Source organism: Sphingomonas sp. KR3-1, from assembly GCF_040049295.1.
In the GTDB taxonomy this organism is placed as follows: Bacteria; Pseudomonadota; Alphaproteobacteria; order Sphingomonadales; family Sphingomonadaceae; genus Sphingomonas.
In genome coordinates, this window is sequence record NZ_JBDZDQ010000003.1 from 376678 (window position 1) to 399830 (window position 23153).

23 protein-coding genes and 1 tRNA gene are annotated in these 23153 nt (G+C 66.3%); 14 read left to right on the plus strand and 10 right to left on the minus strand.

From position 1 onward, the window contains the following. Positions 1–56: 56 nt before the first annotated feature. The gene (locus ABLE38_RS17710; RefSeq protein ID WP_348975571.1) at positions 57–740 is read right to left on the minus strand and encodes a protein-L-isoaspartate O-methyltransferase; all 684 of its coding nucleotides are present in this window, start codon (positions 738–740) and stop codon (positions 57–59) included. A gap of 165 nt (positions 741–905) precedes the next feature. Between ABLE38_RS17710 and ABLE38_RS17715 the strand changes: the two genes are divergently transcribed. Next, a tRNA-Cys gene (locus ABLE38_RS17715) sits at positions 906–979 on the plus strand. 68 nt (positions 980–1047) lie between these two features. Here ABLE38_RS17715 and ABLE38_RS17720 read toward each other — a convergent pair. Further along, a complete protein-coding gene (locus tag ABLE38_RS17720) occupies positions 1048–1530 on the minus strand; it encodes a glycine zipper 2TM domain-containing protein (RefSeq protein WP_348975572.1) in 483 nt (160 codons plus the stop codon). A 326-nt stretch (positions 1531–1856) separates the two neighbouring features. Here ABLE38_RS17720 and ABLE38_RS17725 point away from each other — a divergent pair, with 326 nt between their 5' ends. The 9 genes from ABLE38_RS17725 (at position 1857) to ABLE38_RS17765 (ending at position 11395) form a co-directional block, all read left to right on the plus strand. After that, positions 1857–2072: a hypothetical protein gene (locus ABLE38_RS17725; RefSeq protein WP_348975573.1), complete on the plus strand. Its 216-nt coding sequence runs from the start codon at positions 1857–1859 to the stop codon at positions 2070–2072. A 50-nt stretch (positions 2073–2122) separates the two neighbouring features. Continuing rightward, entirely contained in the window at positions 2123–2422 is a 300-nt protein-coding gene (locus ABLE38_RS17730) for a hypothetical protein (RefSeq protein ID WP_348975574.1), read from the plus strand. A 38-nt stretch (positions 2423–2460) separates the two neighbouring features. Then, a complete protein-coding gene (cysS, locus tag ABLE38_RS17735; protein WP_348975575.1) occupies positions 2461–3894 on the plus strand; it encodes a cysteine--tRNA ligase in 1434 nt (477 codons plus the stop codon). Positions 3895–3969: 75 nt separating this feature from the next. Beyond that, positions 3970–4671 (plus strand): hypothetical protein, encoded by a 702-nt coding sequence (locus tag ABLE38_RS17740; protein WP_348975576.1) that lies wholly within the window; start codon positions 3970–3972, stop codon positions 4669–4671. A gap of 164 nt (positions 4672–4835) precedes the next feature. Then, positions 4836–5771, plus strand: coding sequence for an NAD(P)-dependent oxidoreductase (locus ABLE38_RS17745; protein ID WP_348975577.1), 936 nt, complete (start codon positions 4836–4838; stop codon positions 5769–5771). Between the two features lie 329 nt (positions 5772–6100). Then, positions 6101–6436, plus strand: coding sequence for a metalloregulator ArsR/SmtB family transcription factor (locus tag ABLE38_RS17750; RefSeq protein ID WP_348975578.1), 336 nt, complete (start codon positions 6101–6103; stop codon positions 6434–6436). Further along, positions 6429–6884, plus strand: a complete 456-nt coding sequence (locus ABLE38_RS17755; RefSeq protein ID WP_348975579.1) for an SRPBCC family protein — start codon at positions 6429–6431, stop codon at positions 6882–6884. The genes ABLE38_RS17750 and ABLE38_RS17755 overlap by 8 nt, the downstream gene beginning before the upstream one ends. Positions 6885–7167: 283 nt before the next feature. Continuing rightward, the gene (locus tag ABLE38_RS17760) at positions 7168–8541 is read left to right on the plus strand and encodes a 3-deoxy-7-phosphoheptulonate synthase class II (RefSeq protein ID WP_348975845.1); all 1374 of its coding nucleotides are present in this window, start codon (positions 7168–7170) and stop codon (positions 8539–8541) included. A 133-nt stretch (positions 8542–8674) separates the two neighbouring features. Next, positions 8675–11395 (plus strand): PAS domain S-box protein, encoded by a 2721-nt coding sequence (locus ABLE38_RS17765; RefSeq protein ID WP_348975580.1) that lies wholly within the window; start codon positions 8675–8677, stop codon positions 11393–11395. Between the two features lie 150 nt (positions 11396–11545). Here the strand turns inward: ABLE38_RS17765 and ABLE38_RS17770 are convergent, their stop codons facing one another. Both ABLE38_RS17770 and ABLE38_RS17775 read right to left on the minus strand, forming a co-directional pair. Then, complete coding sequence (locus ABLE38_RS17770; RefSeq protein WP_348975581.1) at positions 11546–11977, minus strand: DUF488 domain-containing protein; 432 nt, start codon at positions 11975–11977, stop codon at positions 11546–11548. Continuing rightward, entirely contained in the window at positions 11974–12618 is a 645-nt protein-coding gene (locus ABLE38_RS17775; RefSeq protein WP_348975582.1) for a lysoplasmalogenase family protein, read from the minus strand. The genes ABLE38_RS17770 and ABLE38_RS17775 overlap by 4 nt, the downstream gene beginning before the upstream one ends. Before the next feature lie 56 nt (positions 12619–12674). Here ABLE38_RS17775 and trmFO point away from each other — a divergent pair, with 56 nt between their 5' ends. Next, positions 12675–14009, plus strand: a complete 1335-nt coding sequence (gene trmFO, locus ABLE38_RS17780; protein ID WP_348975583.1) for a methylenetetrahydrofolate--tRNA-(uracil(54)-C(5))-methyltransferase (FADH(2)-oxidizing) TrmFO — start codon at positions 12675–12677, stop codon at positions 14007–14009. Here the strand turns inward: trmFO and ABLE38_RS17785 are convergent. Next, on the minus strand, positions 13979–14473 hold the full coding sequence (locus tag ABLE38_RS17785; protein ID WP_348975584.1) for an EF-hand domain-containing protein: 495 nt from the start codon (positions 14471–14473) through the stop codon (positions 13979–13981). The genes trmFO and ABLE38_RS17785 overlap by 31 nt on opposite strands. 44 nt (positions 14474–14517) lie before the next feature. Further along, on the minus strand, positions 14518–15177 hold the full coding sequence (locus ABLE38_RS17790) for a hypothetical protein (RefSeq protein ID WP_348975585.1): 660 nt from the start codon (positions 15175–15177) through the stop codon (positions 14518–14520). A gap of 105 nt (positions 15178–15282) precedes the next feature. Here ABLE38_RS17790 and ABLE38_RS17795 point away from each other — a divergent pair, with 105 nt between their 5' ends. Genes ABLE38_RS17795 through ABLE38_RS17805 form a run of 3 tightly spaced genes read left to right on the plus strand, consistent with a single transcriptional unit; the run spans position 15283 to position 18628 of the window. Next, positions 15283–17310, plus strand: coding sequence for a TadE/TadG family type IV pilus assembly protein (locus tag ABLE38_RS17795; RefSeq protein WP_348975586.1), 2028 nt, complete (start codon positions 15283–15285; stop codon positions 17308–17310). Beyond that, entirely contained in the window at positions 17307–17927 is a 621-nt protein-coding gene (locus ABLE38_RS17800) for a TadE/TadG family type IV pilus assembly protein (protein WP_348975587.1), read from the plus strand. The genes ABLE38_RS17795 and ABLE38_RS17800 overlap by 4 nt, the downstream gene beginning before the upstream one ends. Then, positions 17927–18628: a TadE family protein gene (locus tag ABLE38_RS17805; protein WP_348975588.1), complete on the plus strand. Its 702-nt coding sequence runs from the start codon at positions 17927–17929 to the stop codon at positions 18626–18628. Before ABLE38_RS17800 ends, ABLE38_RS17805 begins: the two co-directional genes overlap by 1 nt. A gap of 71 nt (positions 18629–18699) precedes the next feature. On the opposite strand, the gene ABLE38_RS17810 is transcribed toward ABLE38_RS17805, so the two are convergent. The 4 genes from ABLE38_RS17810 to eno form a co-directional block, all read right to left on the minus strand. Continuing rightward, positions 18700–20118 (minus strand): pyruvate dehydrogenase complex E1 component subunit beta, encoded by a 1419-nt coding sequence (locus ABLE38_RS17810; RefSeq protein WP_348975589.1) that lies wholly within the window; start codon positions 20116–20118, stop codon positions 18700–18702. 1 nt (position 20119) lies between these two features. Next, the gene (pdhA, locus tag ABLE38_RS17815; RefSeq protein WP_348975590.1) at positions 20120–21166 is read right to left on the minus strand and encodes a pyruvate dehydrogenase (acetyl-transferring) E1 component subunit alpha; all 1047 of its coding nucleotides are present in this window, start codon (positions 21164–21166) and stop codon (positions 20120–20122) included. Between the two features lie 176 nt (positions 21167–21342). After that, a complete protein-coding gene (locus ABLE38_RS17820) occupies positions 21343–21690 on the minus strand; it encodes a septum formation initiator family protein (RefSeq protein WP_348975591.1) in 348 nt (115 codons plus the stop codon). A gap of 90 nt (positions 21691–21780) precedes the next feature. Then, positions 21781–23058: a phosphopyruvate hydratase gene (eno, locus tag ABLE38_RS17825; protein ID WP_348975592.1), complete on the minus strand. Its 1278-nt coding sequence runs from the start codon at positions 23056–23058 to the stop codon at positions 21781–21783. Positions 23059–23153: the final 95 nt, after the last annotated feature.

A 23153-nucleotide genomic window follows, 5' to 3' on the forward strand; every position in this document is an offset into this window, starting at 1 on the left:
CAACAAGACTGGCGCCCAGGAACAGAGAGGAAATTCGCATGAGCCTCATCTTCAGATCAGAATTGAAAGGTTCGTAGGCGCTCGAAACCAGGAAGTACTGCACACTCGATGTCGAGGAAATCGGTCAGGCCGAAGCCGCCCTCGGTGACGCGGCCCGCGGCAAGCCGGGTGACGCCGCGATCGAGGACGCCGGTCACCACGCGGGCGCCGGGGGCAAGCTGGGCGAGCAGCGCGGCGGGGAGTTCCTCCACGGCACCGTCGATGACCAGCAGGTCATAGGGCGCTTCCGTGGCATGGCCGGCGGCGAACGGCCCCTCGACCGGCTCGACATTGGCATAGGCGGCCAGCGCGGTGCGGGCGAGCGCGGCAAGCGCGACGTCCTCCTCGACGGCGACCACCGACTTGGCGAGACCGGCGAGCAGCGCGGCGGCATAGCCGCCCGTCGCGCCGATCAGCAGGACCTTGTCGGTCGGGCGGACCTCGGCGGCGGTGAGCAGCCGGCCGGTGGCCAGCGGCGAATTGTGGCGGCGGCCGCCGGCGAGCGGCAGCAGCGTGTCGCGATAGGCGATCTCGCGGTGCGCCTCGGGCAGGAAGTCCTCACGCGGCAGCGCGGCCATCGCCTCGACGATGCGAACATCGTTCACGGCGTTGGTGCGCAGCTGGCTGGCAACCATAGCGTGGCGCATCACCTCGAAACGGGTAGTCTCGGCGGGCGCGGAATCGACCGAAAGAGCCATCATCACTCCGGATATCTGGCACAACCGTGTTAGTTGCGCAATACACTGAATATGTAGGGCGGCTTGTATCGCCTTCGCAACCCCCCGCCAAGCTCATGCGGGCAGCTATTTTTGCACTGCAATGTTGACAGCGCGCGAACAGCTGCGCATTGCCGCCGCTCGCTCCGAGGCCCGATGGCGGAGTGGTGACGCAGAGGACTGCAAATCCTTGCACGCCGGTTCGATTCCGGCTCGGGCCTCCACAGCAAAAAGCAAAGGGCGCCAGCGAGTTCGTCTCGCCGGCGCCCTTGCCGTTTCGGATCAAAAAGATTTAGCGGCGATAGCAGTTGTTGCCGCCCCGCTCGACTTCGCGGCCGAGCAGCGCACCGGCGCCCGCGCCGATGATCGTGCCGGTGCCGCTGCGGCCGCGCCACGAGCTGCCGCGGCCGATCTCGCCGCCGAGCAGCGCGCCGACCACGCCGCCCACCACCGCGCCAGTCGTGCCCGAGCTGCAGCGGCGATAGTCGCCGCGATAGCCGCGATAGTCTTCCCGGTAATAGTCGCCGCGCGGGCCATCGTAGCGGCCGCCATAATAAGGCGCGGGGGGCGGCGGGCCGCGGAAATCGCGGTCGCCACGGTAATCGCGGTCGCCGCGATAATCCCGGTCACCGCGATAGTCGCGGTCGTGATGCCCAGTGTCCTGCGCATAGCCGCCGCCATAGCCGTAGCGATCCTGCGCCGCGGCCGGAGTCGCGGCGATGCCGCCAAGGGTCACGCTGGCAGCCAGCACGGCGCCGATCAGGGTCTTCTTCATTGCCATTTCTCGCTCTCTGGCGGCGGCACCTCGCCACCGTTGCACCCCTTCTAGGCGCCGGGCGATGCAGCGATGCTGAACGCCCTCGTTAGCTGACATTCATGTAAGCTACGGAATTCTACGTAAGAACAGCAGCTTGCTACCGGTTTCGCAGCAGGATGCCGGTCCCCGCCAAGCCTCCCGCAAGTCATTTCCGCCCGGGCCAAGGTGTGGCTTTCGAGCCACTTATCTACGGATTTGCACGGACTATCGGGGGCGTTTCGACCCGATACCGGAACAAAGCGCGACTCGTTACCGTTGAGTTTCCGACTATCGGGAGACGAGACATGTACGATTTCGGCATCCGACACGCGCTCATGGGCTACCGCGTTGCGTATCGTAGCGAGCAGACCAACTATTGCCCGGGCTGCGGCGGATCGCATTGGGTGGTCGGCCGGCTGACCGCCGAATGCGCCTTTTGCGCGACGGCGCTGCCGCTCGTCGCGGGCGGCGCGAGCGGAGGCGGCCTGATCCGCCAGGCCGGCGTGGCGCTAGCCGCCTGAACCCTATCGCGATGACGCGCGTTTCGCGGGGGGAATCCGCAGGAGCGCTTATGACCGATGTTTCCGTGACTTCCCCCGTGGAGCGCATCGCGCGCGTCATCGCCGCCGAGATGGTGAGCCCCAATGGCGAGGCGGCCGAAGGGCCGGACGAGCCGGTGAGCATCATCGTCGAGCGGATCTGGCGCGCCGAGATCGAGCGCGCCGTGGCGATCCTGCACACGCTGCGCGAGCCGACTCGCCAGATGGCAGAGGCCGGGCGCGCCGCGGGCGACGACCCTGCCGCGATCTGGAACGCGATGGTCCGCGCGGCGCTGGAAGACACGGTGGAGCGGCTGGCCGAGCCGGCCTGAGGGTTGCAGCCCCGCCGCGAGGCGCTATGCCGCCCGGCATGACCGCGCAACTCACGCTCTACAATTCGCTGACCCGCAGCCTGGAAGCCTTCCATCCGCTCGACCCTGCCAAGGGCGTGCGCGTCTATTCGTGCGGGCCGACGGTCTACAACTATGCCCATCTCGGCAATCTGCGCGCCTATGTCTTCACCGACACGCTGAGCCGGGTGCTGAGCTGGAAGGGCTATCCCCTCACCCACGTCATCAACATCACCGATGTCGGCCATCTGACCAGCGATGCCGATGCCGGCGACGACAAGATGGAAGCGGCGGCCAGGGCCCAGGCGAAGAGCATCTGGGATATCGCCGCGCATTATACCGCGGCGTTCAAGGCCAACATCGCCGATCTCAACATCCGCCAGCCCACACGCTGGTCGGTCGCGACCGATCACATCGCCGAGATGATCGACTTTGCCGAGAAGATCGCGCCCGAGCATTGCTACCAGCTCGAAAGCGGCCTCTATTTCGACGTGAAGAGCGTGCCCGACTATGGCCGCCTCGCCGGCAACCAGGACGATGCGGCCGAGGGGCGGATCGATCCGGTGGCGGGCAAGCGCCATCCGCAGGACTTCGCGATCTGGCGCAAGTCGCCCGAGGGCGAGCAGCGCCAGATGGAATGGGACAGCCCCTGGGGCAACGGCGCGCCGGGCTGGCACCTGGAATGCTCGGTGATGAGCATCAAATATCTGGGCGCACCGTTCGACATCCATACCGGCGGCATCGATCACCGCGAGATTCACCATCCCAACGAGATCGCGCAGAACCAGGCCTTTTGCGGCTGCGCGGACACGGGCTCGCATTTCTGGATGCACAACAACTTCCTGGTCGATCGCCAGGGCAAGATGAGCAAGTCCAAGGGCGGCTTCACCACGCTCCAGTCGCTGATCGACGCCGGGGTGCACCCCCTCGCCTATCGACTGCTCTGCCTCCAGGCCCAGTATCGCAGCGAGCTGGAATTCTCGGCGGAGAACCTCGCCGCGGCGCTGACCCGGCTCAAGCGGCTGGTGATGACGGTGAATGCGCTCAAGGCGAAGGCCGCGGGCGAAGGCGTGGCGCCGGTCGCCTGGATCAAGCGGCTCGACGAGGCGGTCTCCGACGATCTCAACACGCCGCGCGCGCTGCCGGTGCTCGACGAGCTGCTCGCGGAGAAGTCGCTGTCGCCCGCGGATCGGCTTGCGGGCCTGGCCGAGTTCGACGCGGTGCTGGGCCTGAAGCTGCTCGAGCTGCGGCGCGAGGACCTGCGCATGCGCCCCGTCGCGGCAACCACCACCGTCGAGGAGATCGAAGCCCGCCTGGTCGAGCGCAAGGAAGCGCGCGCGGCCAAGGACTTTGCCCGTTCGGACGCGATCCGCGACGAGCTCGCCGCGGCCGGCGTCGAAGTGATGGACGGCGATCCGCTCGGCTGGGACTGGAAGCCGCTGCTCGGCGGATAAATCGGAGACCTGCGCGCGTTGCACCTCCGCTGCGCTCGCCGGGACGGTGGGCGACAACGGAGTAGGATGCGTATGTTGAAGTCCCTTCCCCTCACCGCGCTGGCCGCGGCGCTTGCGCTCGGCGCGTGCAACCAGGCGCCCAAGACCACCGACAACGCGTCGGTCGATGTCGAGAATGCCGTCGCGCCCGACGATTCGACGCTCAACGACACGCCGGTGGTCGAGGATGCCGATGACGCGACTGCGGTGACCGTCGCCGCGGTGCCCAAGCCCGCGCCCGGCATCGCCGCCGCCGATGCCGCGCCGCTCCATGACGCCAGCACGATCGAGGACGAGATCCGCGACGGCAAGAACGTCCAGCGCATCCGCTATGGCGAGGGCTGGGCCTGGACGCGCGGCGGCAAGATCGTCCGCACCGCCGACCGCGACGGCAAGGACGTCTCCTATTTCCGCCCCGGCGATAGCAAGCCGTTCTTCGTGCAGAAGGGCGACCGCAGCTATGCCTTCCAGGGCGGCAAGCCCAGCCGTGAGTTCGATCATGACGGCAAGGCGAAGGCGCCGGACGCCGATCGCGCCCGTGAGGCCAGCGAGGCGGCCGACAAGGCGCATGAGCAGCACCAGCAGGCCGACCAGGCGCGCGACCATGCCCGCGACACTCCGCGCGGGGATCGCGCCGACCATCGCGGCCCGGGCATGAAGCCCTCCCCCACCCCGTCGCCGACCGCCACGCCCGACGATCATGGGCGAGATCGTGATCAGGGTCGCGATCGCCACTAGCATCCAGGCATTCGTCACCCCGGGCTTGACCCGGGGGTCCCGCTGCCTTTGGTCCAGATCGCGAATGGTGCCAGAAGCGGGACCCCGGCTCGAAGGCCGGGGTGACGGCAAAGGGTGCGGGTTCGGATTTGAAACCGACCCGTACGCACGCTAGCCTCCCGCCCATGAAGGCCGTCCTCCCTGCCCTCGCCCGCCCGCTGGTGGAGCCGCAGCTCCCGTCGGGGCTCGATGTCCACTGGTTCGCCAGCACCGACGAGGCGGTGGCGATGGCCGCCGACGCCGATATCGGCTGGCTCGACAGCAACAACCCGCGCGAATGGGCGCGGACCGTCGCGGCGGCGGGCAAGCTGCAATGGCTCTCGACCATCTACGCCGGGCTCGACGCGCTCGACACTGGGCTACTGCGCGAGCGCGGCACCCGGGTGACCAATGGCAGCGGCGTCAACGCCCATGCCGTCGCCGAATATGCAGTGATGGGCGCGCTGGTGGCGGCCAAGCGCTTCGACCAGGTCGTGCGCGCCGCGGATCGCCACCAATGGCCGACCGATTCGCCGGGCAAGCTCGAGCTGTTCGAAAGCAAGGCGCTCGTGATCGGCTATGGCACGATCGGGCGGCTGATCGGCGAGCGGCTGAAGGGCTTTGGCGTCGACGTGACCGGGGTCACGCGTTCGGGCGCCGAAGGCACGGTGGGCCCCGATGCCTGGCGCGCGCTGCTGCCGGAGACCGACTGGGTGTTCCTCGCCGCGCCCTCCACCGCCGAAAGCCATGCGATGATCGGCGCCGGGGAGCTGGCGGCGATGAAGCCGAGCGCCTGGATCGTCAATGTCGGCCGCGGCGACCTGATCGACCAGGAGGCGCTGATCGAGGCGTGCACGAAGCGGCGGATCGCCGGCGCCTTCCTCGACACTGTCACGCCCGAGCCGCTGCCGCCCGAGCATCCGCTGTGGACCACGCCCAATGTGATCCACTCGATGCACCTGTCCGGCCGCAGCCAGACGCGGATGTTCCTGCGCGCCGCTTCGCTGTTCGTCGAGAATGTGCAGGCGTTCGTGGAGGGGCGGCCGCTGCGCAACGAAGTCGATCTCGCGGCGGGATATTAGTCCGCCTTCCGGTCTTGCAATGTAGGATTTCGCATGGTTGCGTCGAAGCGCCGCGGCACGCCGCGGCCGCTCTTTGAACCGTAGGAAATATAGGACCGGTCCTTCCGCCCGCAGCGCAACAATGCTGCGAAGGTCACAGGCCTGCGCACTCCCCTGGGTGTAGCGGCTTTCGTGACTTTCCGCGTCGAGTCGAAGCCGCCGCTGTTGGACGGGCGCAGGCCGATAAAATCCGCTGTCGACGCGTACTTCATGAACATTGGCTGGAAATGGTTCTGCCGGAGCCTAAGTTTCCGCTTGCAGCCCGCCGTGCCTCGGCATTACTTAGTTTCATGCCTAACCAAATCGACGCCGCCTTCGCCGCGCTTGCCGATCCCACCCGCCGCGCGGTGGTCGAGCGGCTCGGCGACGGGCCGGCCAGCGTCAGCGCCCTCGCCGGCGGCTTCACCATGGCGATGCCGAGCTTCCTCCAGCATATCCGCCTGCTCGAAGGCGCCGGGCTGGTGCGCACCGAGAAGCAGGGCCGCGTGCGCACCTGCACGCTCGAGCCGCTGGCGCTCGCCGCGGTCGAGCAATGGATCGTCGAGCGGCGCCGCACGACCGAGGCGCGCTACGATCGCCTCGCCAAATTCCTCGACGCCCAGGACCAGGAGAGCGACCATGGCTGAAGCAGTCCACGACACGTTCGTCATCGAGCGCCGCTTCCGGCAGAGCCCGGCCAAGGTGTTCGCCGCCTTCTCGACCGAGGAAGGCAAGGCGCGCTGGTTCTCCGGGCCGAACGACCAATGGGATGCGACCGACCGCCATTTCGACTTCCGCATCGGCGGCGCAGAGCATCTCGAGGGGCGCTGGAAGAGCGGCATGGTGACCCGCTTCGACTGCACCTATCACGACATCGTGCCCGATGGCCGCATCGTCTACGCCTATCGCATGAAGATCGGTGGCAAGCCGATCTCGGTGAACCTCTGCTCGATCGAGCTGCTGCCGGACGGCGACGGCACTCGCCTGCTCCACACCGAGCACGGCATCTATCTCGACGGCTATGCGGACGACGGCGCGCGGCATCACGGGATCGGGCTGCAATATGACAAGCTGGCCGAGACCTTGCCCGATTGATTTACCCCGGCGGGGAAATTTTCGCTTGCTTGCTTTTACCCAGCGGGGGTAAGCCGCCCGCATCATGACGACACTGGCAGGCACCAAGATCCACCGTTTCCGCGAGGAACGCTCTCTCACCCGAGCCGCGTTCGGCGCTTGGTTCGACATCCCCGGCTCGACCGTGCAGGGCTGGGAGAAGGACGGCAAGCGCGCGAGCGCGAAGGTCGCGAGCCTGATCGCGGCGCATGGCATCGCCGATCATGGCGACTGGAACGTCACGGTACGCGACGCGGAGAATGACATGAGTGCGAGCTGGAGCCCTTCGAGCTGGACCGCGGCCGAGGCGCGGCAGCTGCCCAAATATCCCGATCAGGGTGCGCTCGACGCCGCGACCACCCAGCTCGCCTCCTATCCGCCGCTCGTCTTCGCCGGCGAGGCGCGCGAGCTGACCAGCGAGCTGGCCAAGGTCTCGCGCGGCGAGGCGTTCCTGCTCCAGGGCGGCGATTGCGCGGAGAGCTTCGCCGAGTTCCATCCGAACAACATCCGCGACACCTTCCGTGTGCTGCTCCAGATGGCGGTGGTGCTCACCTTCGCCTCGAAGCTGCCGACGGTGAAGCTCGGGCGGATGGCGGGCCAGTTCGCCAAGCCGCGCTCGGCCGATACCGAGACGATCGATGGCGTCGAGCTGCCCTCGTACCGCGGCGACAATGTCAACGACATCGCCTTCACGCCCGAGGCGCGGATCCCCGATCCGCAGCGCATGGTGCAGGGTTATTCGCAGTCGGCCGCGACGCTCAACCTGCTGCGCGCCTTCGCGCAGGGCGGCTATGCCAATCTCCACCAGGTCCACAAATGGACGCACGACTTCATGGGCCGCAGCCCCTGGGCGAAGAAATATGCCGATGTCGCCGACCGGATCGGCGAAGCGCTGGACTTCATGGCCGCCTGCGGCATCGATGCGGACAGCGTGCCGCAACTGAAGGCGACCAGCTTCTACACCAGCCACGAGGCGCTGCTGCTGCCCTTCGAGCAGGCGATGACCCGCCAGGATTCGCTGACCGGCGACTGGTACGACACCAGCGCGCACATGCTGTGGATCGGCGACCGCACGCGGTTCGAGGGCTCGGCGCATGTCGAGTTCCTGCGCGGCATCGGCAATCCGATCGGGATGAAGTGCGGCCCGACGCTGGAGCCCGACGCGCTGCTGCGCCTGCTCGACACGCTCAACCCGAGCCGCACGCCGGGCCGGATGACGCTGATCACCCGCTATGGCCATGACAAGATCGAGGCCGGGCTGCCCAAGCTCGTCCGCGCAGTGAAGCGCGAGGGGCATCCGGTGGTGTGGAGCTGCGATCCGATGCACGGCAACGTCATCAAGGCGGCCAATGGCTACAAGACCCGGCCGTTCGATCGCATCCTGGCCGAGGTGCGCGGCTTCTTCGCCGTCCACCGTGCCGAGGGCACGTTCGCCGGCGGCATCCATGCCGAGATGACCGGCCAGAATGTCACCGAATGCACCGGCGGCGCTATCGACATCACCGAGCAGGGACTGGCCGATCGCTACCACACGCATTGCGACCCGCGGCTCAATGCGGGGCAGAGCCTGGAGCTCGCTTTTCTGCTGGCCGAAATGCTCAACGAGGAAATGTCGGAACGCCGCAAGGCCGCCGCTTGATAAATTGTTGCGGAACCGATCCGTATTTTAGCGGATTTACATCGCTGTCAGCATCCACGAAGGGGCTTCGCTTTACGCGGAGTTAAGGTTGGCGACGGTGGAGGAACGCTTGCCGAAGGGGCTATTTGCGTCGGTGCGACCGGCGCTGTTCGTCTTTCTCGGTGCCTTCGCCGCCTGCGTGAGCTGGGCCCTGTGGTATCGCCACACCGGCCGAAATCCGCCCATTGGCATCGCTATCGGCGTGTCCGTCGGCGGGCTGATCCTTGCGGGTACCCGGCTATGGCCGCTGCCTGCGCTTGCGGTGTTTCTTTCCTATCTGCTGCTGGCGCCGCACTATCCGCTGGTCGGCAAGCTTGCCGGCGCCCTGGGCCTGGGGCTCGGGGCGCTGCTCACGGCCTCGATGATCAACCGTCGCGGCATCCGCCCGACCGAAGTGCTCGACCCGCGCTCATTGCTCTGGGTATTCCTGTCCGCCATCGCGGGATCGGCGCTCGCCGCCGGCACCTTCATGCTCGGCCAGACGCTGACCGGCGGCAAGATCGCGTTCGTCGATGTCTTCTCCCAGCAGGGCCTTGGCATGATCCTGGCGGCGCCGCTGGTGCTCGTCTGGGCCACGCCACCGCGGCACCGCTGGTCGCCCCTGCGCTGGGCAGGCTTCGTGGCGGCAATGCTGCTTTGCGCCGTCGTCGCAGCTCTGGTGTTCCTCACGCCGGATAGCGGACCGATCGGCGGCGCGATCTTCCCGCCGCTCGTCCTTGCGGCATTAGGCTGGCACCTGCGCGGCGCAACCACGGCGACGGCGATCAGCGCGGTGATCATGCTGTGGAGCACCGAGATTGGCACCGGCCCCTTCTCGCTCGCCGCGTCGGGGCAGCAAGTGCTGATCGGGCAGATGTTCGTTGCGGTGACCGCCGCGACGATCTTCCTGCTCGCTGCCTATGCCGATGAGCGCCACGCCGAAGACAAGCTGCGCCTCGCCGCCAAGCGGCTCGAAGTGTCGCGCCGCAACCTGGCCAACATGGCGCGGGATTCTTCCACCGCGGTTGCCATTCTCGATCGCGACATGCGCTATATCGCCGCCTCCCAGCGCTATATCAGCGACTATCGTCTGCCCGAGGGCGTTCCGCTCGAAGGGCGCAGCCATTTCGAAGTGTTCCCGGGCATCCCGCCCGAGCGGCACGCAATGTACCAGCGGGTGTTCGACGGCGAACAGCTCTCCGGCAATGACGAGGCGGTGCGGCACGGCGACGGCACGGTCGACTATGTCCGCTGGAGCCAGCGGCCCTGGTATGACGAGGACGACCGCATCGCCGGCATCGTCATGTCGAGCGAGATCGTCACCGCCGAGCGCGAGGCGCGCCGCAAGCTGGAGGAGGCCGAGCGCCGGTACCGCGCGGTGTTCGAGCAGGCCGGCGTGGGCGTGGGCCGGCTGTCACTGCAGGGCGAGATCCTGGAAATCAACGACCGCGGCTGCGAGATCAGCGGCTATCCGCGCGAGGCGTTGATCGGGCGCAACCTCAGCGAGTTCGGCGTCGAGGAGGAAACGCAATCGACCGTGAAGGCGATCGCCGCGCTGGTCCGCGGCGAAGAGACCTTCTTCTCGGGAGACCGGATGCTCCATACCGGCGGCGGCTTTGTGCGGCCGATCCATTGCACGGCGAACATCGTGCGCTCCGAGGATGGCACCGGCGACTATATCGCCATCGTGCTCCAGGACATCTCCGAGCGCATCGCCACGCAGAGCGCGCTCGAGGAGAGCGAGAAGATGCTCCGCCTGGCGCAGGAGGCCGCGGGCGTGGGCGTGTGGCAGATCGACCTGATCCATGGCGGCTCGCGCCAGTCTCCCGAGACGGCGCGGATGCTCGGTCTCGAGTGGCGCGAGGGCGAATATCGCATGGCCGATGTCGCGGCCCAGATCGGCGAGGCCCAAGTGCTTGAGCTGCGCAAGGCCATCGGCCAGGCACGCCATAGCCAGGGGCCGCTCGAGATGACGCTCGAGCTGCACCTCGCCAATGGCGAGACGCGCTGGGTCACGTTGCAGGGTCGCTATGACGCGCATGACGGCCATCCGCGGCTGATCGGCCTCGCCATCGACATCACGCACGACATGGAGGCCGATGCCCAGCTGCGCGAAGTGCATGAGAAACTGCTGCGCCTCGCCCGCCTGAACGCGATGGGCGCGATGGCCTCGACACTGGCGCATGAGCTCAACCAGCCGCTGGCCGCGATCACCAACTATCTGGAGGCCTGCCGCTACCTCACCCGCTCACGCGGCGATCCCGATCATTCGATCCTCGATGCGCTCGATCGCGCGCGGGTGCAGGCGCTGCGGGCCGGCGACATCATCCGCAAGATCCGATCGTTCACGGTGACGGGGGAGATCGCCAAGGCCCGGCTTGATATCGGCGAGGCGATCCGCGCCTCGGTCGGGGCGGTACGCCAGCTCAAGGTTTCCGGCGGGGTGAAGATCGACTGCAGCTTCGATCCGCAGCCTGCCTTCGTGATCGGCGATGCGCTGCAGATCGAACAGGTGGTGAGCAACCTGATCCGCAACGCCGTTGAGGCAACGGCGGGGCAGGAACGCCGCGAAGTGATGATCACCACTCGGGTCGAGACCGAGGAAGTGTGCGTGGAGGTCGCCGATAGCGGCCCGGGGCTCAGCGAAGCGATGCTCGAGAATCTGTTTGAGCCCTTCCGCACCACCAAGGAGAGCGGCACCGGGCTTGGCCTGCCGATCTGCCGCACGATCGTGGAGGCGCATGGCGGACGGCTCTGGGCCGCGAACGCACCTGAGGGCGGTGCCGTGTTCAGCTTCACGCTGCCGACGGTTTCGGAAGCCGACGAGGCCGCCTGACCCATAGCGCAACAAACTGAAACACCGGCGCAAGGCGCGCCCGCCAGAGGGGAGCGGGCCGGCACCTTGCCCCTCTGTGTTGCCGGCCCCCTGAACTACCGGGGTGGCCGAATTCCCCTATTGCGGCCACCCCGGCCTTTCAGCCGGTTCTCACGCGAACAGATCGACCACCTCGGCGCCCTCGCCTTCCGCGGCGAGCAACAGCGTGCGGTGGCAATGCTCGGGATTGCGCTCGAAGCATAGCAGCGCGCTGGGCTTCTCCTCCGCCAGCGCCCGCATCATCGCCGCCTCGGCCTGCGCCTCGGGCAGGTGAAGCTGGCCCTCATAGACCGCGCGCAGCGTCTTCACATCGCCCTTCTTGGCGGCGTCGCGGCCGAGCTTGGGTGTGCCGAGGTTCTTGAGCAGCACATAATCGATCCCCGCTTGCTTCAGGCTGGCGGCGAGGATGTTCTTCGAAAACCCCGGACGGCGCGACAACGGTACTGCGCGCACGTCGATAACCCGCTCCACCCCGGCCTTGCGCAGCGCGGCGATGAACTCGTCCATCGTCGTCGCCTCATAACCGATGGTGAAGATCTTCATGCTGGCGCCTTATTTCCGCGAAGCGCGTGGACCGCACCCCAGGCGATCAACGCCTGGCCGGCGAAATAGGTCGGCCACACGAGGAATTGCGCGATCTCGGGCAGGATCAAGCGACCTTCGCGCAGGAAGAGCAGCCAGTCGGAGACGAAGAACAGCAGCGCGCCCGCGGCGACCAGCGTGCCGAGCCGGCTGAGCATTGCCGACGCGGTCATCAGCGCCAGGCCGAATATGTAGAAGGCGAGGAGCTCTACCTGGTAAGCGCCGCGGAATATCCACCAAGCGAACAGCGCCACCCCCATTGCGACAGGCGGCGCGATCCACTGCGCAGCGGGAACGCGGCTGTTGCGCAGATAGAGATAGCTCGCGAGGAAATGGCCGGCCAGGAAAGCGAGTCCGCCGGCGGCCATGCCCTGCAGCTCGAGCAGCGCGTCGCCGAGCGCGCCGAGCGCCAGCACCGCGCCGATCATCCTGCCATAGCCATCCACCGCCTTGCTGCGCGCCCAGAGCGCGAGCAGCGCCACGCCGGCCGCCTTCCACACGGTGGCGGCGATTCCGCCGGCCTCCACCCAGCTATTTGCATAGAAGCTGATGCCGGCGACCAGCGCGGCGGCGAAGAGCGGTTCGGTACGGATACGGTTCATCAGCCCTTGATGCCGTGTGGCTGGCGCTCTGCCAAGCTTGGCTCTATCGGAGCCCCATGCACGACATTCATATCATCGGCGGCGGCTTGGCCGGCTCGGAAGCCGCATGGCAGCTCGCAAACCAGGGCTTCAAGGTTCGCCTCTCCGAAATGCGCGGTAGTGGCACCATGACGCCGGCGCACCAGACCGAAGGGCTGGCCGAGCTGGTCTGCTCGAACAGCTTCCGCTCCGACGACGCGCAGAACAACGCCGTTGGCCTGTTGCATCAGGAGATGCGTGATCTCGGCTCGCTGATCATGGCGCAGGGCGATATCCACAAGGTGCCCGCCGGATCGGCGCTGGCAGTGGACCGGGACGGCTTTTCCGACGGCGTGACCGCGGCGCTGGCGGCGCATCCGAACATCGAGATCGTCCGCGAGCGGGTCGACCAGCTGCCGGATAGCGGCCTCACCATCGTCGCCACCGGGCCGCTGACTGCGCCGGGCCTGGCCGAAAGCATCGGAACCGCGACGGGCAAGGACCAGCTCGCCTTTTTCGATGCGATCGCGCCGATCGTCCACCGCGAGAGCATCGATATGGAGACGGCCTGGTTCCAGTCGCGATGGAACAAGGGTGAAGGCAAGGACTATATCAACTGCCCAATGACCAAGGAGCAGTATTACGCCTTCCACGCCGCCCTGCTCGCCGGCGAGAAGACCGAGTTCCGGGAGTGGGAGAACGTCCCCTATTTCGAAGGTTGCATGCCGATCGAAGTGATGGCCGAGCGCGGTGTGGAAACGCTGCGCTTCGGGCCGATGAAGGGCGTGGGGCTCGACGATCCCAAGACCGGGCGCTGGCCCTATGCGGTGGTCCAGCTGCGCCAGGACAATGCCAGCGCGACGCTATGGAACATCGTCGGCTTCCAGACGAAGCTCAAATATGCGGAGCAAGTTGCTCTGTTCAGGACGATTCCTGGACTTGAGAATGCAGAGTTCGCCCGGCTGGGCGGGCTGCATCGCAACACCTTCATCAAGTCGCCCGAGCTGCTCGATGGCGAACTGCGCTTGAAGAGCGCGCCGCATATCCGCTTTGCCGGGCAGATCACCGGCTGCGAGGGCTATGTCGAGAGCTCGGCGATCGGGCTGCTCGCGGGCCGCTTCGCCGCCGCCGAGCTCGCCGGCGAGACGCTCGCCCCGCCGCCGCGCGAGATGGCGCTGGGCGCACTGCTCTCGCACATCACCGGCGAGGCCGAGGCCGAGACCTACCAGCCGATGAACGTCAATTTCGGGCTGTTTCCGCCGATCGAGGGTCGCACCAAGAAGGCCGAGCGCAAGCAGATGTATACCGGCCGCGCCCGCGAGGCGATGCGAGGCTGGATGGCTCAGTCGTCGCTGTCGTCGGCCGGTTCCTGACGCGCTGCAGGCGCCTGCGCCTTTGCTGGGGCGCAGGCGCAGCGCGGCTTGGCCTTGCGGACCACGGCAGTGGTGGCGAATTCGGCGCGACTGAGCGTGCCTGACTTGTCCTTGTCGGCTCCCTGGAAGCGGTCGACTGCCTTTACCGACCATTCCTCGAAGCTCAGCTTGCCGTCATGATCGGTGTCGAGCCGCGCGAAGAACTTGCGGCGCAGCGCGAAATACTCGTCCTTGGTGATCGTGTCGTTCTTGTCCTTGTCGATCCGGTCAAAGCGCTTCTGCTCGCGGGTCTTGGCGGAGGCGCTGGGCGGTTCGCCGGGAACATCTTGCTCCGCTTCGGATGCAGTTGACGCCGAAGGGGCCGGCGGAAGCCGGTTTTCGGTGCTCGCACTGCCGCGAAACAGGAACAGGCCGGCCACGACCAGCAGCAACGTCGCCCCCGCCCCCACCAAATAGCGCCACATCGTCTCTCTCCCCGTGTTGCCGGGAGGCTAACCCGGCCGGACGGTCAGCGTCCAGTCAGCCGGTGCCAGAGCAGCCGGCCCACGCGCCCGGGCGCACCCGCGGGCTGGGGCGCTTCGGCAAGGTCGAGCCGCGCGCGGTGCGCCAGCGCGCCGAGCGCACGGCCCTGGCGGCTCCATTTGGCCTTGGCGGCGGCAGCAAGCAGCGGCCTGGCAAGGTCACGCGCAGTGGCACGCTCCCCCTCCGCCTCGAGGTTGCGTGCAAGATCTGCAATCGCCCAGCCCTGCCCCGCCTCCGCAAGCGGATCGCCCCGGCTGCCGAGCAGCGTGCCCGCAGCGGTGAACAAGTGTCCGCGCCCTTCGCCGAACCGGCGCATCGCGTCCTCGTTCATCAGCTCCTCCTCGATAAGCACTTCCCAGCCATGGACGATCGGCACCAGCGAAGCGCCGGTGACGCCATGACGCAGCACGTCGGCCTCGAGCGCCTTGAGCACCGGCTCGGCAGGCGCCGGTGCGCGATCGAGCTTCTCCAGCGCCTCGCGCCACCAGGCGAGCCGCATCTGGCCGAGCGCAGGTTCGCGGGTGGTGCGCAATAATTTTCCGAGGGCATCATCGAGCGCGAGCAGCGCCGCCAGCCCGGCCCGGCCGGCGGGCTGGGCATAGGTAAGTATCAGATCTCGTTCCGGATCCTCCACGATGCCCGTCACGCTGCGCCCTCCAGGCATAAGGGGCGCGTTAACCACCCGGATTTATACGTACTTAGCGACAATCGGTCCAAGGTGCCTCGTTCATCGGGGATGAGGGGCCCTTCTATGCGTGAAGGACGGGGTAAAGTGGTGGCTGCGCGCGCCTTTCTGAGCAAGCTTGCGCGCGACACGCGCGCCAACACGCTCGCCATCATGGGCATGGCCTTGATTCCCCTCGCGGGCATGGTTGGCGGTGGCATCGACATCAGCCGCATGTACATCGTCAAGACGCGGCTGCAACATGCCTGCGACGCCGGCGCGCTGGCGGGGCGCAAGTCGATGGGCGGCGGCACCTGGACGCAGACCCTGAACGGGGTGGCCAACTATCCCCAGGTCACCGCGGCGCAGTTCTTCGAATCGAACTACAACAGCGCCGCCTATGGGGCGAGCAACGTCACCAAGAGCTTCACCGAGAGCGCGGGCAAAGTGAGCGGCACCGCGTCGGCTACGCTGCCGATGACGCTGATGCGACTGTTCGGCAAGACCACCGAGACGCTTACCGTGACGTGCGACGCCGAAATGCGCCTTCCGAACACCGACGTGATGTTCGTGCTCGACAATACCGGATCGATGGACTGGTGCCCGAACGGCGACACTTCCACCTGCAGCGGCAAGACCACATCGCGTATTGGCCAGCTGCGTATCGCAGTGAAGTGCTTCTACCAGATCGTGGCGCGGCTCGACATTCCCGACGTCGATTGCGATGGCGACGAGCCGAGCGGCGGTACCGGTGACCAGGTGCAGATCCGCTTCGGGTTCGTGCCTTACTCGGTGAACGTCAACGTCGGCCGCCTGTTGCCGGCCAGCTATATGCCGAGCACCTGGCAGTACCAGACGCGACAGCTGGTCTCGGTCGCCTATCCCAGCAACGGCAACGCCAGCCAGACCTCGTCGAACACGACGAGCGATGTGGGCGCCTGGATCCCCAAGAACTATACGGTAACCCGCAGCAGCAGCAACGCGAGCGACAGCTGGTGCAAGAGCAATGCTCCGTCCAGCACCACGACGAACGGTACCACCACCCAGACGACGTTGAGCACAACGGAATATCCGGGCTACCGCACCGTCACCTACAAGACCGATGCTCCGTCGACGAAGCGCGAATATCAGTACAACAGCTTCAGCGGGAAGGTCTGCTATTTCGACACGCGCGATACCGTCACCACGACGACCAAGACCTACACACGCAACGATACCGCGCAGGCAACCTGGAAATATGGGCCGATGGATGTCGACATTTCGGCATTCAAGACCGGCGCCAGCTCGATCCAGATGCGGATCGGCAACAATGGCGCGATGAAGACGGTGACGTGGAATGGCTGCATCGAGGAGCGCCGCACGATCACGGGCACCAGCTTCGATCCGATCCCGACGGGCGCGACCGATCTCGACATCGCCACCGCTCCGACCGGCGACAGCCAGACGCAGTGGAAGCCTTCGCTCGGCGACGTCGAATATATGCGCCGCAACAGCAGCAACAACTACACCCGCGACCCCATCCCGTCGTCGACGACCAACTTCGCCCAGCCGGACGATTACTGCCCAAGCGAGGCGCACAAGATGGAAGCCTGGACCCCGCAGGCATTCGACGACTATGTCGATGGACTGACGCCGGTGGGCAATACCTATCACGATATCGGCCTGCTCTGGGGAGCGCGCCTCATGTGGCCGACGGGCATCTTCCGCTCGGAGAACGAGTTCACCCCCAAGGGCGGCGAGATCCAGCGCCACATCATCTTCATGACCGATGGTGACACGCAGACCAGCTCGGCGAACTACGCCGCCTATGGCCTGCCCTGGTACGACCTGCGCAACGTCGCCTCCGGTGACCTGGGCACTTCGCCGGCGACTTTCGATCTCGACGACGAGGTCAATGCGCGCTTCCTGGCGCTGTGCAAGACGATCAGCAGCAACAATATCACGCTGTGGGTGATCGCCTTCGGCACCAGCACGTCGCAGGCGACGAAAGACCGTCTGACGAAATGTGCCAGCTTCGGCGGCGGCCACTATTTCACGGCAGACGACGGCCCGAAGCTGCAACAGACGTTCAAATCGATCGCGGACCAGATCTCCCAGCTGAGGCTCACCAAATGATCCGGCGGCGCTTCCCCAGCCTGGCCCGCGACGCGCGCGGCGCGACGGTCGTCGAATTTGCGATGATCGCGCCGGTAATGGGCATATTGCTGCTCGGCGCCTTCGATGTCGCGCACACGCTCTACATGCGCGCGGTGCTGCAGGGCATCGTCCAGAAGGTGGGCCGCGATTCGACGCTGGAGAGCGGGCTGGACGCCGCCAACCAGGCCATCCTGGACGCCAAGGTCACCGCGCAGGCCAAGGCCCTGTCGAACAACGCCACAGTGACGATCACCCGCAAATGGTATCGCACCTTCAGCGATGCCGCGGTCGCCAAGTTCGAGCCATTCACCGATACCAATGGCAACGGCACCTGCGACGGGCCGCAGGGCCTGACGCCCGGCGAGCCCTATCAGGACAATAATGGCAACGGCCATTGGGACGCGACCGGCGGCAACGAGAGCCAGGGCGGCGCCAAGGATGCCGTGGTCTACACGGTGAACGTCACCTACCCGCGCATGTTTCCGGTCTACCGGATCATCGGCGGCGGCACGACCACCACGGTCATCGCCTCCACCGTGCTGCGCAACCAGCCCTATGGCGATCAGGGCTCCGCCACCGTGAGGAATTGCCCGTGATGCGCACGCCCCGCCTCCTCCGCCGCCTGCGCCGCGATCGAAGCGGCCTGGCGATGCTCGAATTCGCGATGATGCTGCCGATCTTCGCGACGATGTGCCTCGGCGGCGCCGAGCTGACCAACTACATCATCACCAAGATGCGACTGAGCCAGATCGCGCTGCAGCTGGCTGACAACGCCGCGCGTATCGGCTCGGGCACGCAGCTCGAGGCGAAGACGATCAGCGAACTGGACATCAACGACCTGCTGACCGGCGCCGATCTGCAAGCGGGCGAGCTCAAGCTGTTCACCAACGGCCATGTGATCATCTCGAGCGTCGAGCCCGACACGGCCACGGGGCATGATGGCAAGTCGCTGATTCGCTGGCAGCGCTGCAAGGGCGACAAGACCAATCTCACCTCGAAATACACGCCCGGCCAGAACAATCTGGTGGGTGTGGGCGACGACACGCGTCTGGTCGGTGCGCCGTCCGGCGGCGTGACGATGTTCGTCGAGCTGCGCTACATCTACACGCCACTGATCAAGACCGCGCTGTCACCGACCACCGAATTCCGGGAAATCGCGTCGATGATGGTGCGCGATCGCCGCGACACCAGCGACGACAGCAAGAAGTCGGACGGCACGAACAACCCGGACTCGGTGCACCCCAACGGGGTCTACAAGGTTACCGGCGTGACCGCGGCGCAATCGGCCAACTGCTGAGCCTTCCGGGCCGGGAAAAGAAAAGGCCGGGGGCGACCCCGGCCTTTTCCATGTTCGCTCCTGGGCGAAGATCAGCCCTTGTAGGTGACCTTCTTGACCGCCGCGACCACCTTGTCCGCGGTGATCAGCGCCAGCTTCTCCAGGTTCGCGGCATAGGGCAGCGGCACGTCCTCGTTGGTGACGCGCAGCACCGGCGCGTCGAGGTCGTCAAAGCCCTGCTCCATCGCCACCGCGACGATCTCCGACGAGATCGAGCATGCCGGCCAGCCTTCCTCGACGACGACCATGCGGTTCGTCTTCTTCAGGCTTTCGAGCACGGTCGCGGTGTCGAGCGGGCGCAGCGTGCGCAGGTCGACGATCTCTGCCTCGATGCCCTCGGCAGCGAGCTTGTCGGCAGCCTCGAGCGCGACGCCGACGCCGATCGAATAGCTGACGATCGTCACGTCCTTGCCCTCGCGGACGATACGCGCCTTGCCGATCGGCAGCACATAGTCGTCGAGCTTCGGCACTTCGAAGTGGCGGCCGTACATCAGCTCGTTCTCGAGGAACACGACCGGGTCCTCGCTGCGGATCGCTGCCTTGAGCAGGCCCTTGGCATCCTGCGCGTCATAGGGCGCGATCACGATCAGGCCCGGGACGCTGGCATACCAGGGACCGTAGTTCTGCGAGTGCTGCGCGCCGACGCGCGAAGCCGCCCCGTTGGGGCCGCGGAACACGATCGGGCAGCGCATCTGGCCGCCGGACATATAGTTGGTCTTGGCCGCCGAGTTCACGATGTGGTCGATCGCCTGCATCGCGAAGTTGAAGGTCATGAACTCGACGATCGGCTTGAGGCCGCCCATCGCCGCGCCCGAGCCGAGGCCGGCAAAGCCATATTCGGTGATCGGGGTGTCGATCACGCGCTTCGGCCCGAACTCCTCGAGCAGGCCCTGGGTGACCTTGTAGGCGCCCTGATATTCGGCGACTTCCTCGCCCATCACGAAGACGCGCGGATCCTTGCGCATCTCTTCGGCCATCGCGTCGCGCAGCGCCTCTCGGACGGTCGTCTTGACCATCTCGGTGCCCTCGGGGATCGCGGGATCCTTGACGGTGGCGGCCTTCTCGCTGGCGAGCTGCTTGGTGCCGCTGTCGGCCTTCTTCGGGCCGCCATCCTCGCCCGCGGCGGGCTCGGCTTCCTTGGCCGCCGGAGCGGGCGTCGGCGCAGGCGCAGCGGCGGGCGGCGGGGCCGGAGTAGCCGAAGCGTCCTCGCCTTCTGCCGCGATCGTCGCGATCACGGTGCCGACCTTGACGTTGTCGGTGCCCTCGGCGACCAGGATCTTGGCGATCGTGCCCTCATCGACGGCCTCGAACTCCATCGTCGCCTTGTCGGTCTCGATCTCGGCCAGGATGTCGCCGGACTTGACCGTGTCGCCTTCCTTGACGAGCCACTTGGCGAGCGTGCCCTCTTCCATGGTGGGCGACAGCGCCGGCATCTTCAGTTCGATCGCCATCTCAGTAGGACTCCACCAGCACGTCGGTATACAGTTCAGCGGGATCGGGCTCGGGCGTCTGCTCGGAGAAGTCCGCGGCCTCGTTGACGATCTTGCGGATCTCCTGCTCGATCGTCTTCAACTCGGCCTCGGTGACCTTCAACTCCTCGAGCTCGCGCTTGACCTGCTCGATCGGATCGGACTTGTCGCGGACCGACTGGACCTCCTCGCGGCTGCGATACTTGGCCGGATCGGACATCGAGTGGCCGCGATAGCGATAGGTCTTCATCTCGAGGATGATCGGGCCCTTGCCCGCGCGGACCCAGGCCAGCGCCTCCTCGGCGGCACCGCGGCAGGCGAGCACGTCCATGCCGTCCACCTGGATGCCGGGGATGCGGAAGCTCTCGCCGCGGCGATAAAGCTGGTCTTCGGACGACGAGCGGTTGACCGAGGTGCCCATGGCGTACTGGTTGTTCTCGATCACATAGATGATCGGGAGCTTCCACAGCTCGGCCATGTTGAAGCTCTCATACACCTGGCCCTGGTTCGACGCGCCGTCGCCGAAATAGGCCATGGCGACGCCGCCATCCTCGTTATACTTGTGCGCGAACGCCAGGCCGGTGCCGAGCGACACCTGCGCGCCGACGATGCCATGGCCGCCATAGAACTTCTTCTCGGTCGAGAACATGTGCATCGAGCCGCCCTTGCCGCGGCTGATGCCGGCGGCACGGCCCGTGAGCTCGGCCATGATCACCTTGGGATCGATGCCGTAGGCGAGCATGTGGCCATGATCGCGATACCCCGTGATCACCGAGTCCTTCTCGCCGTCGAGCGCGGACTGCAGGCCGACCGCAACGGCTTCCTGGCCGATATAGAGGTGGCAGAAGCCGCCGATGAAGCCGAGGCCATAGAGCTGGCCGGCCTTTTCCTCGAAACGGCGGATCAGCAGCATCTGCTTGTAGAATTCGAGCAGCTGCTCCTTGGAAGCCTCGAACCGCTTCGGCTCTTCGGGCCGCTCGCGGTTGGTCTTTGCGGGTTCAGTCGTTTTGCGTGCCGGTGCTTTGGCCACAGGAAATCCTCGTCCGGGGAGGGGAAGGCGGGTGCCTATAAGCGCGTTTTCGCCCGCCGTGCAACTAACGCGCGGATTGCGGTGCCGTTCACCTGACGCAAGGGCAATTGCAGTTTATGCAATCAAGAATGACACTGGCGCACGTTGCAGTGCACCTAACTCCGTGAGCGCGAAAATCAGCGCCCGGCGGGGGTCGGTGCGTGCTTGTCGAGGGGGATGACGACTTCGTCCGGACGCACGACATTAAGCTGCTTGCGGGCGAGCTCGTCGGCCAGATCGGGATCGACGCCGCGCTTCTGGTCGAGCAGATCGACGCGGTTCTTCAGTGCAGCGCGCTTCTTGTCGAGCGTGGCATATTCGGCGCTCTTCTGGTCGTACTCGGCCTTGATTTCTTTCGAGGCCATGATGCCGGTGGGACCGAGCACGGCATTGTAGCCGAAAAAGCCCATGGCGATCAGCACCGCGGCGGGCAGGCCCGCACGGCGAAGCAGCGACTGGATCGGAGAGGCGTTACGCGAGCGCATGCTGGTGATTCTCGCTTAACCATGCGCCCCGCGCAAGGCCCGTATTGCTGCGTAAGGGGCGAGCTCGCTGCCCGCCCCTAGCGCTTTTGCTTACTTCCGGATCACCGAGCGCCCGGCATAGACCGCGACGTCGCCCAGCTCTTCCTCGATGCGGATCAACTGATTGTACTTGGCGAGCCGATCCGAACGGGCGAGCGAGCCGGTCTTGATCTGCCCGCAATTGGTGGCGACCGCGAGATCGGCGATCGTCGCGTCCTCGGTCTCGCCCGAGCGGTGCGACATCACCGCGGTGTAGGACGAGCGCTGGGCCAGGCTGACAGCCTCGAGCGTCTCGGTGAGCGTGCCGATCTGGTTGACCTTCACCAGCAGCGAATTGGCATAGCCGCCGTCGATGCCGCGCTGCAGGCGCTTGGGATTGGTAACGAACAGATCGTCGCCGACCAGCTGGACCTTGCTGCCGAGCAGGTCGGTCAGCGCCTTCCAGCCTTCCCAATCGTCCTCGGCCATGCCGTCCTCGATCGAGAAGATCGGGTATTTCGCCGCCAGGTCGGCGAGGAAGGCGGCATTCTCCTGGCTGGAGAGCGTCTTGCCTTCGCCCACCATCTTGTAGAGGCCGTCCTTGTAATATTCGGTGGCGGCGCAATCGAGCGCGAGCATCACGTCGTCGCCCGGCTTGTAGCCGGCGGCCTCGATGCTGCTCATGATGAAGTCGAGCGCCTCGGTGGTGCTGGCGATGTTCGGGGCGAAGCCGCCCTCGTCGCCCACGCCGGTGGCCAGGCCCTTCTCGTGCAGCTTCTTCTTCAGCGTGTGGAAGATCTCCGAGCCGCAGCGCACCGCCTCGACGATGTTCTCCGCGCCGACCGGCACGATCATGAACTCCTGGAAGTCGATCGGATTGTCGGCATGCTCGCCGCCATTGATGATGTTCATCATCGGCACCGGCAGGACGTGCGCGTTGACGCCGCCGACATAACGATAGAGCGGCAGCCCGCGCGCATCGGCGGCGGCCTTGGCAGCGGCCAGACTCACGCCCAGGATCGCATTGGCGCCCAGGCGGCCCTTGTTCTCGGTGCCGTCGAGCTCGATCATCGCGAAGTCGAGATCGGCCTGGTCCTCGGCTTCCATGCCGACGACTTCCTCGAAAATCTCGCTGTTGACGGCCTCGACCGCCTTGTCGACACCCTTGCCGAGCCAGCGCGCCTTGTCGCCGTCGCGCATCTCGACCGCTTCATGCGCGCCGGTGGAGGCGCCCGAGGGCACCGCGGCGCGGCCGAAGCTGCCGTCCTCGAGCATCACGTCGACCTCAACGGTGGGGTTACCACGGCTGTCGAGAATTTGGCGAGCATGGACGTCGATGATTGCGGTCACGAAACGGTCTCCCTAGGTATGGGGTATTGAGGGCGCGTCGCGGCCTCTAACGGCAACCGATGGAACTCGCAAACGTGGCCGTGGTTGTTTCGCAA

Excerpts from the sequence above, each read along its gene's own strand:
- ABLE38_RS17795 (WP_348975586.1), top strand. The coding sequence starts at position 15,283 with ATGCGTGAAGGACGGGGTAAAGTGGTGGCTGCGCGCGCCTTTCTGAGC.
- ABLE38_RS17710 (WP_348975571.1), bottom strand. The coding sequence starts at position 740 with ATGATGGCTCTTTCGGTCGATTCCGCGCCCGCCGAGACTACCCGTTTC.
- ABLE38_RS17760 (WP_348975845.1), top strand. The coding sequence starts at position 7,168 with ATGAGTGCGAGCTGGAGCCCTTCGAGCTGGACCGCGGCCGAGGCGCGG.
- cysS (WP_348975575.1), top strand. The coding sequence starts at position 2,461 with ATGACCGCGCAACTCACGCTCTACAATTCGCTGACCCGCAGCCTGGAA.
- ABLE38_RS17810 (WP_348975589.1), bottom strand. The coding sequence starts at position 20,118 with ATGGCGATCGAACTGAAGATGCCGGCGCTGTCGCCCACCATGGAAGAG.
- ABLE38_RS17785 (WP_348975584.1), bottom strand. The coding sequence starts at position 14,473 with ATGTGGCGCTATTTGGTGGGGGCGGGGGCGACGTTGCTGCTGGTCGTG.
- ABLE38_RS17755 (WP_348975579.1), top strand. The coding sequence starts at position 6,429 with ATGGCTGAAGCAGTCCACGACACGTTCGTCATCGAGCGCCGCTTCCGG.
- ABLE38_RS17730 (WP_348975574.1), top strand. The coding sequence starts at position 2,123 with ATGACCGATGTTTCCGTGACTTCCCCCGTGGAGCGCATCGCGCGCGTC.
- ABLE38_RS17750 (WP_348975578.1), top strand. The coding sequence starts at position 6,101 with ATGCCTAACCAAATCGACGCCGCCTTCGCCGCGCTTGCCGATCCCACC.
- ABLE38_RS17725 (WP_348975573.1), top strand. The coding sequence starts at position 1,857 with ATGTACGATTTCGGCATCCGACACGCGCTCATGGGCTACCGCGTTGCG.
- ABLE38_RS17820 (WP_348975591.1), bottom strand. The coding sequence starts at position 21,690 with ATGCGCTCGCGTAACGCCTCTCCGATCCAGTCGCTGCTTCGCCGTGCG.
- ABLE38_RS17720 (WP_348975572.1), bottom strand. The coding sequence starts at position 1,530 with ATGAAGAAGACCCTGATCGGCGCCGTGCTGGCTGCCAGCGTGACCCTT.
- ABLE38_RS17805 (WP_348975588.1), top strand. The coding sequence starts at position 17,927 with ATGCGCACGCCCCGCCTCCTCCGCCGCCTGCGCCGCGATCGAAGCGGC.
- ABLE38_RS17770 (WP_348975581.1), bottom strand. The coding sequence starts at position 11,977 with ATGAAGATCTTCACCATCGGTTATGAGGCGACGACGATGGACGAGTTC.
- ABLE38_RS17775 (WP_348975582.1), bottom strand. The coding sequence starts at position 12,618 with ATGAACCGTATCCGTACCGAACCGCTCTTCGCCGCCGCGCTGGTCGCC.
- ABLE38_RS17800 (WP_348975587.1), top strand. The coding sequence starts at position 17,307 with ATGATCCGGCGGCGCTTCCCCAGCCTGGCCCGCGACGCGCGCGGCGCG.
- ABLE38_RS17745 (WP_348975577.1), top strand. The coding sequence starts at position 4,836 with ATGAAGGCCGTCCTCCCTGCCCTCGCCCGCCCGCTGGTGGAGCCGCAG.
- trmFO (WP_348975583.1), top strand. The coding sequence starts at position 12,675 with ATGCACGACATTCATATCATCGGCGGCGGCTTGGCCGGCTCGGAAGCC.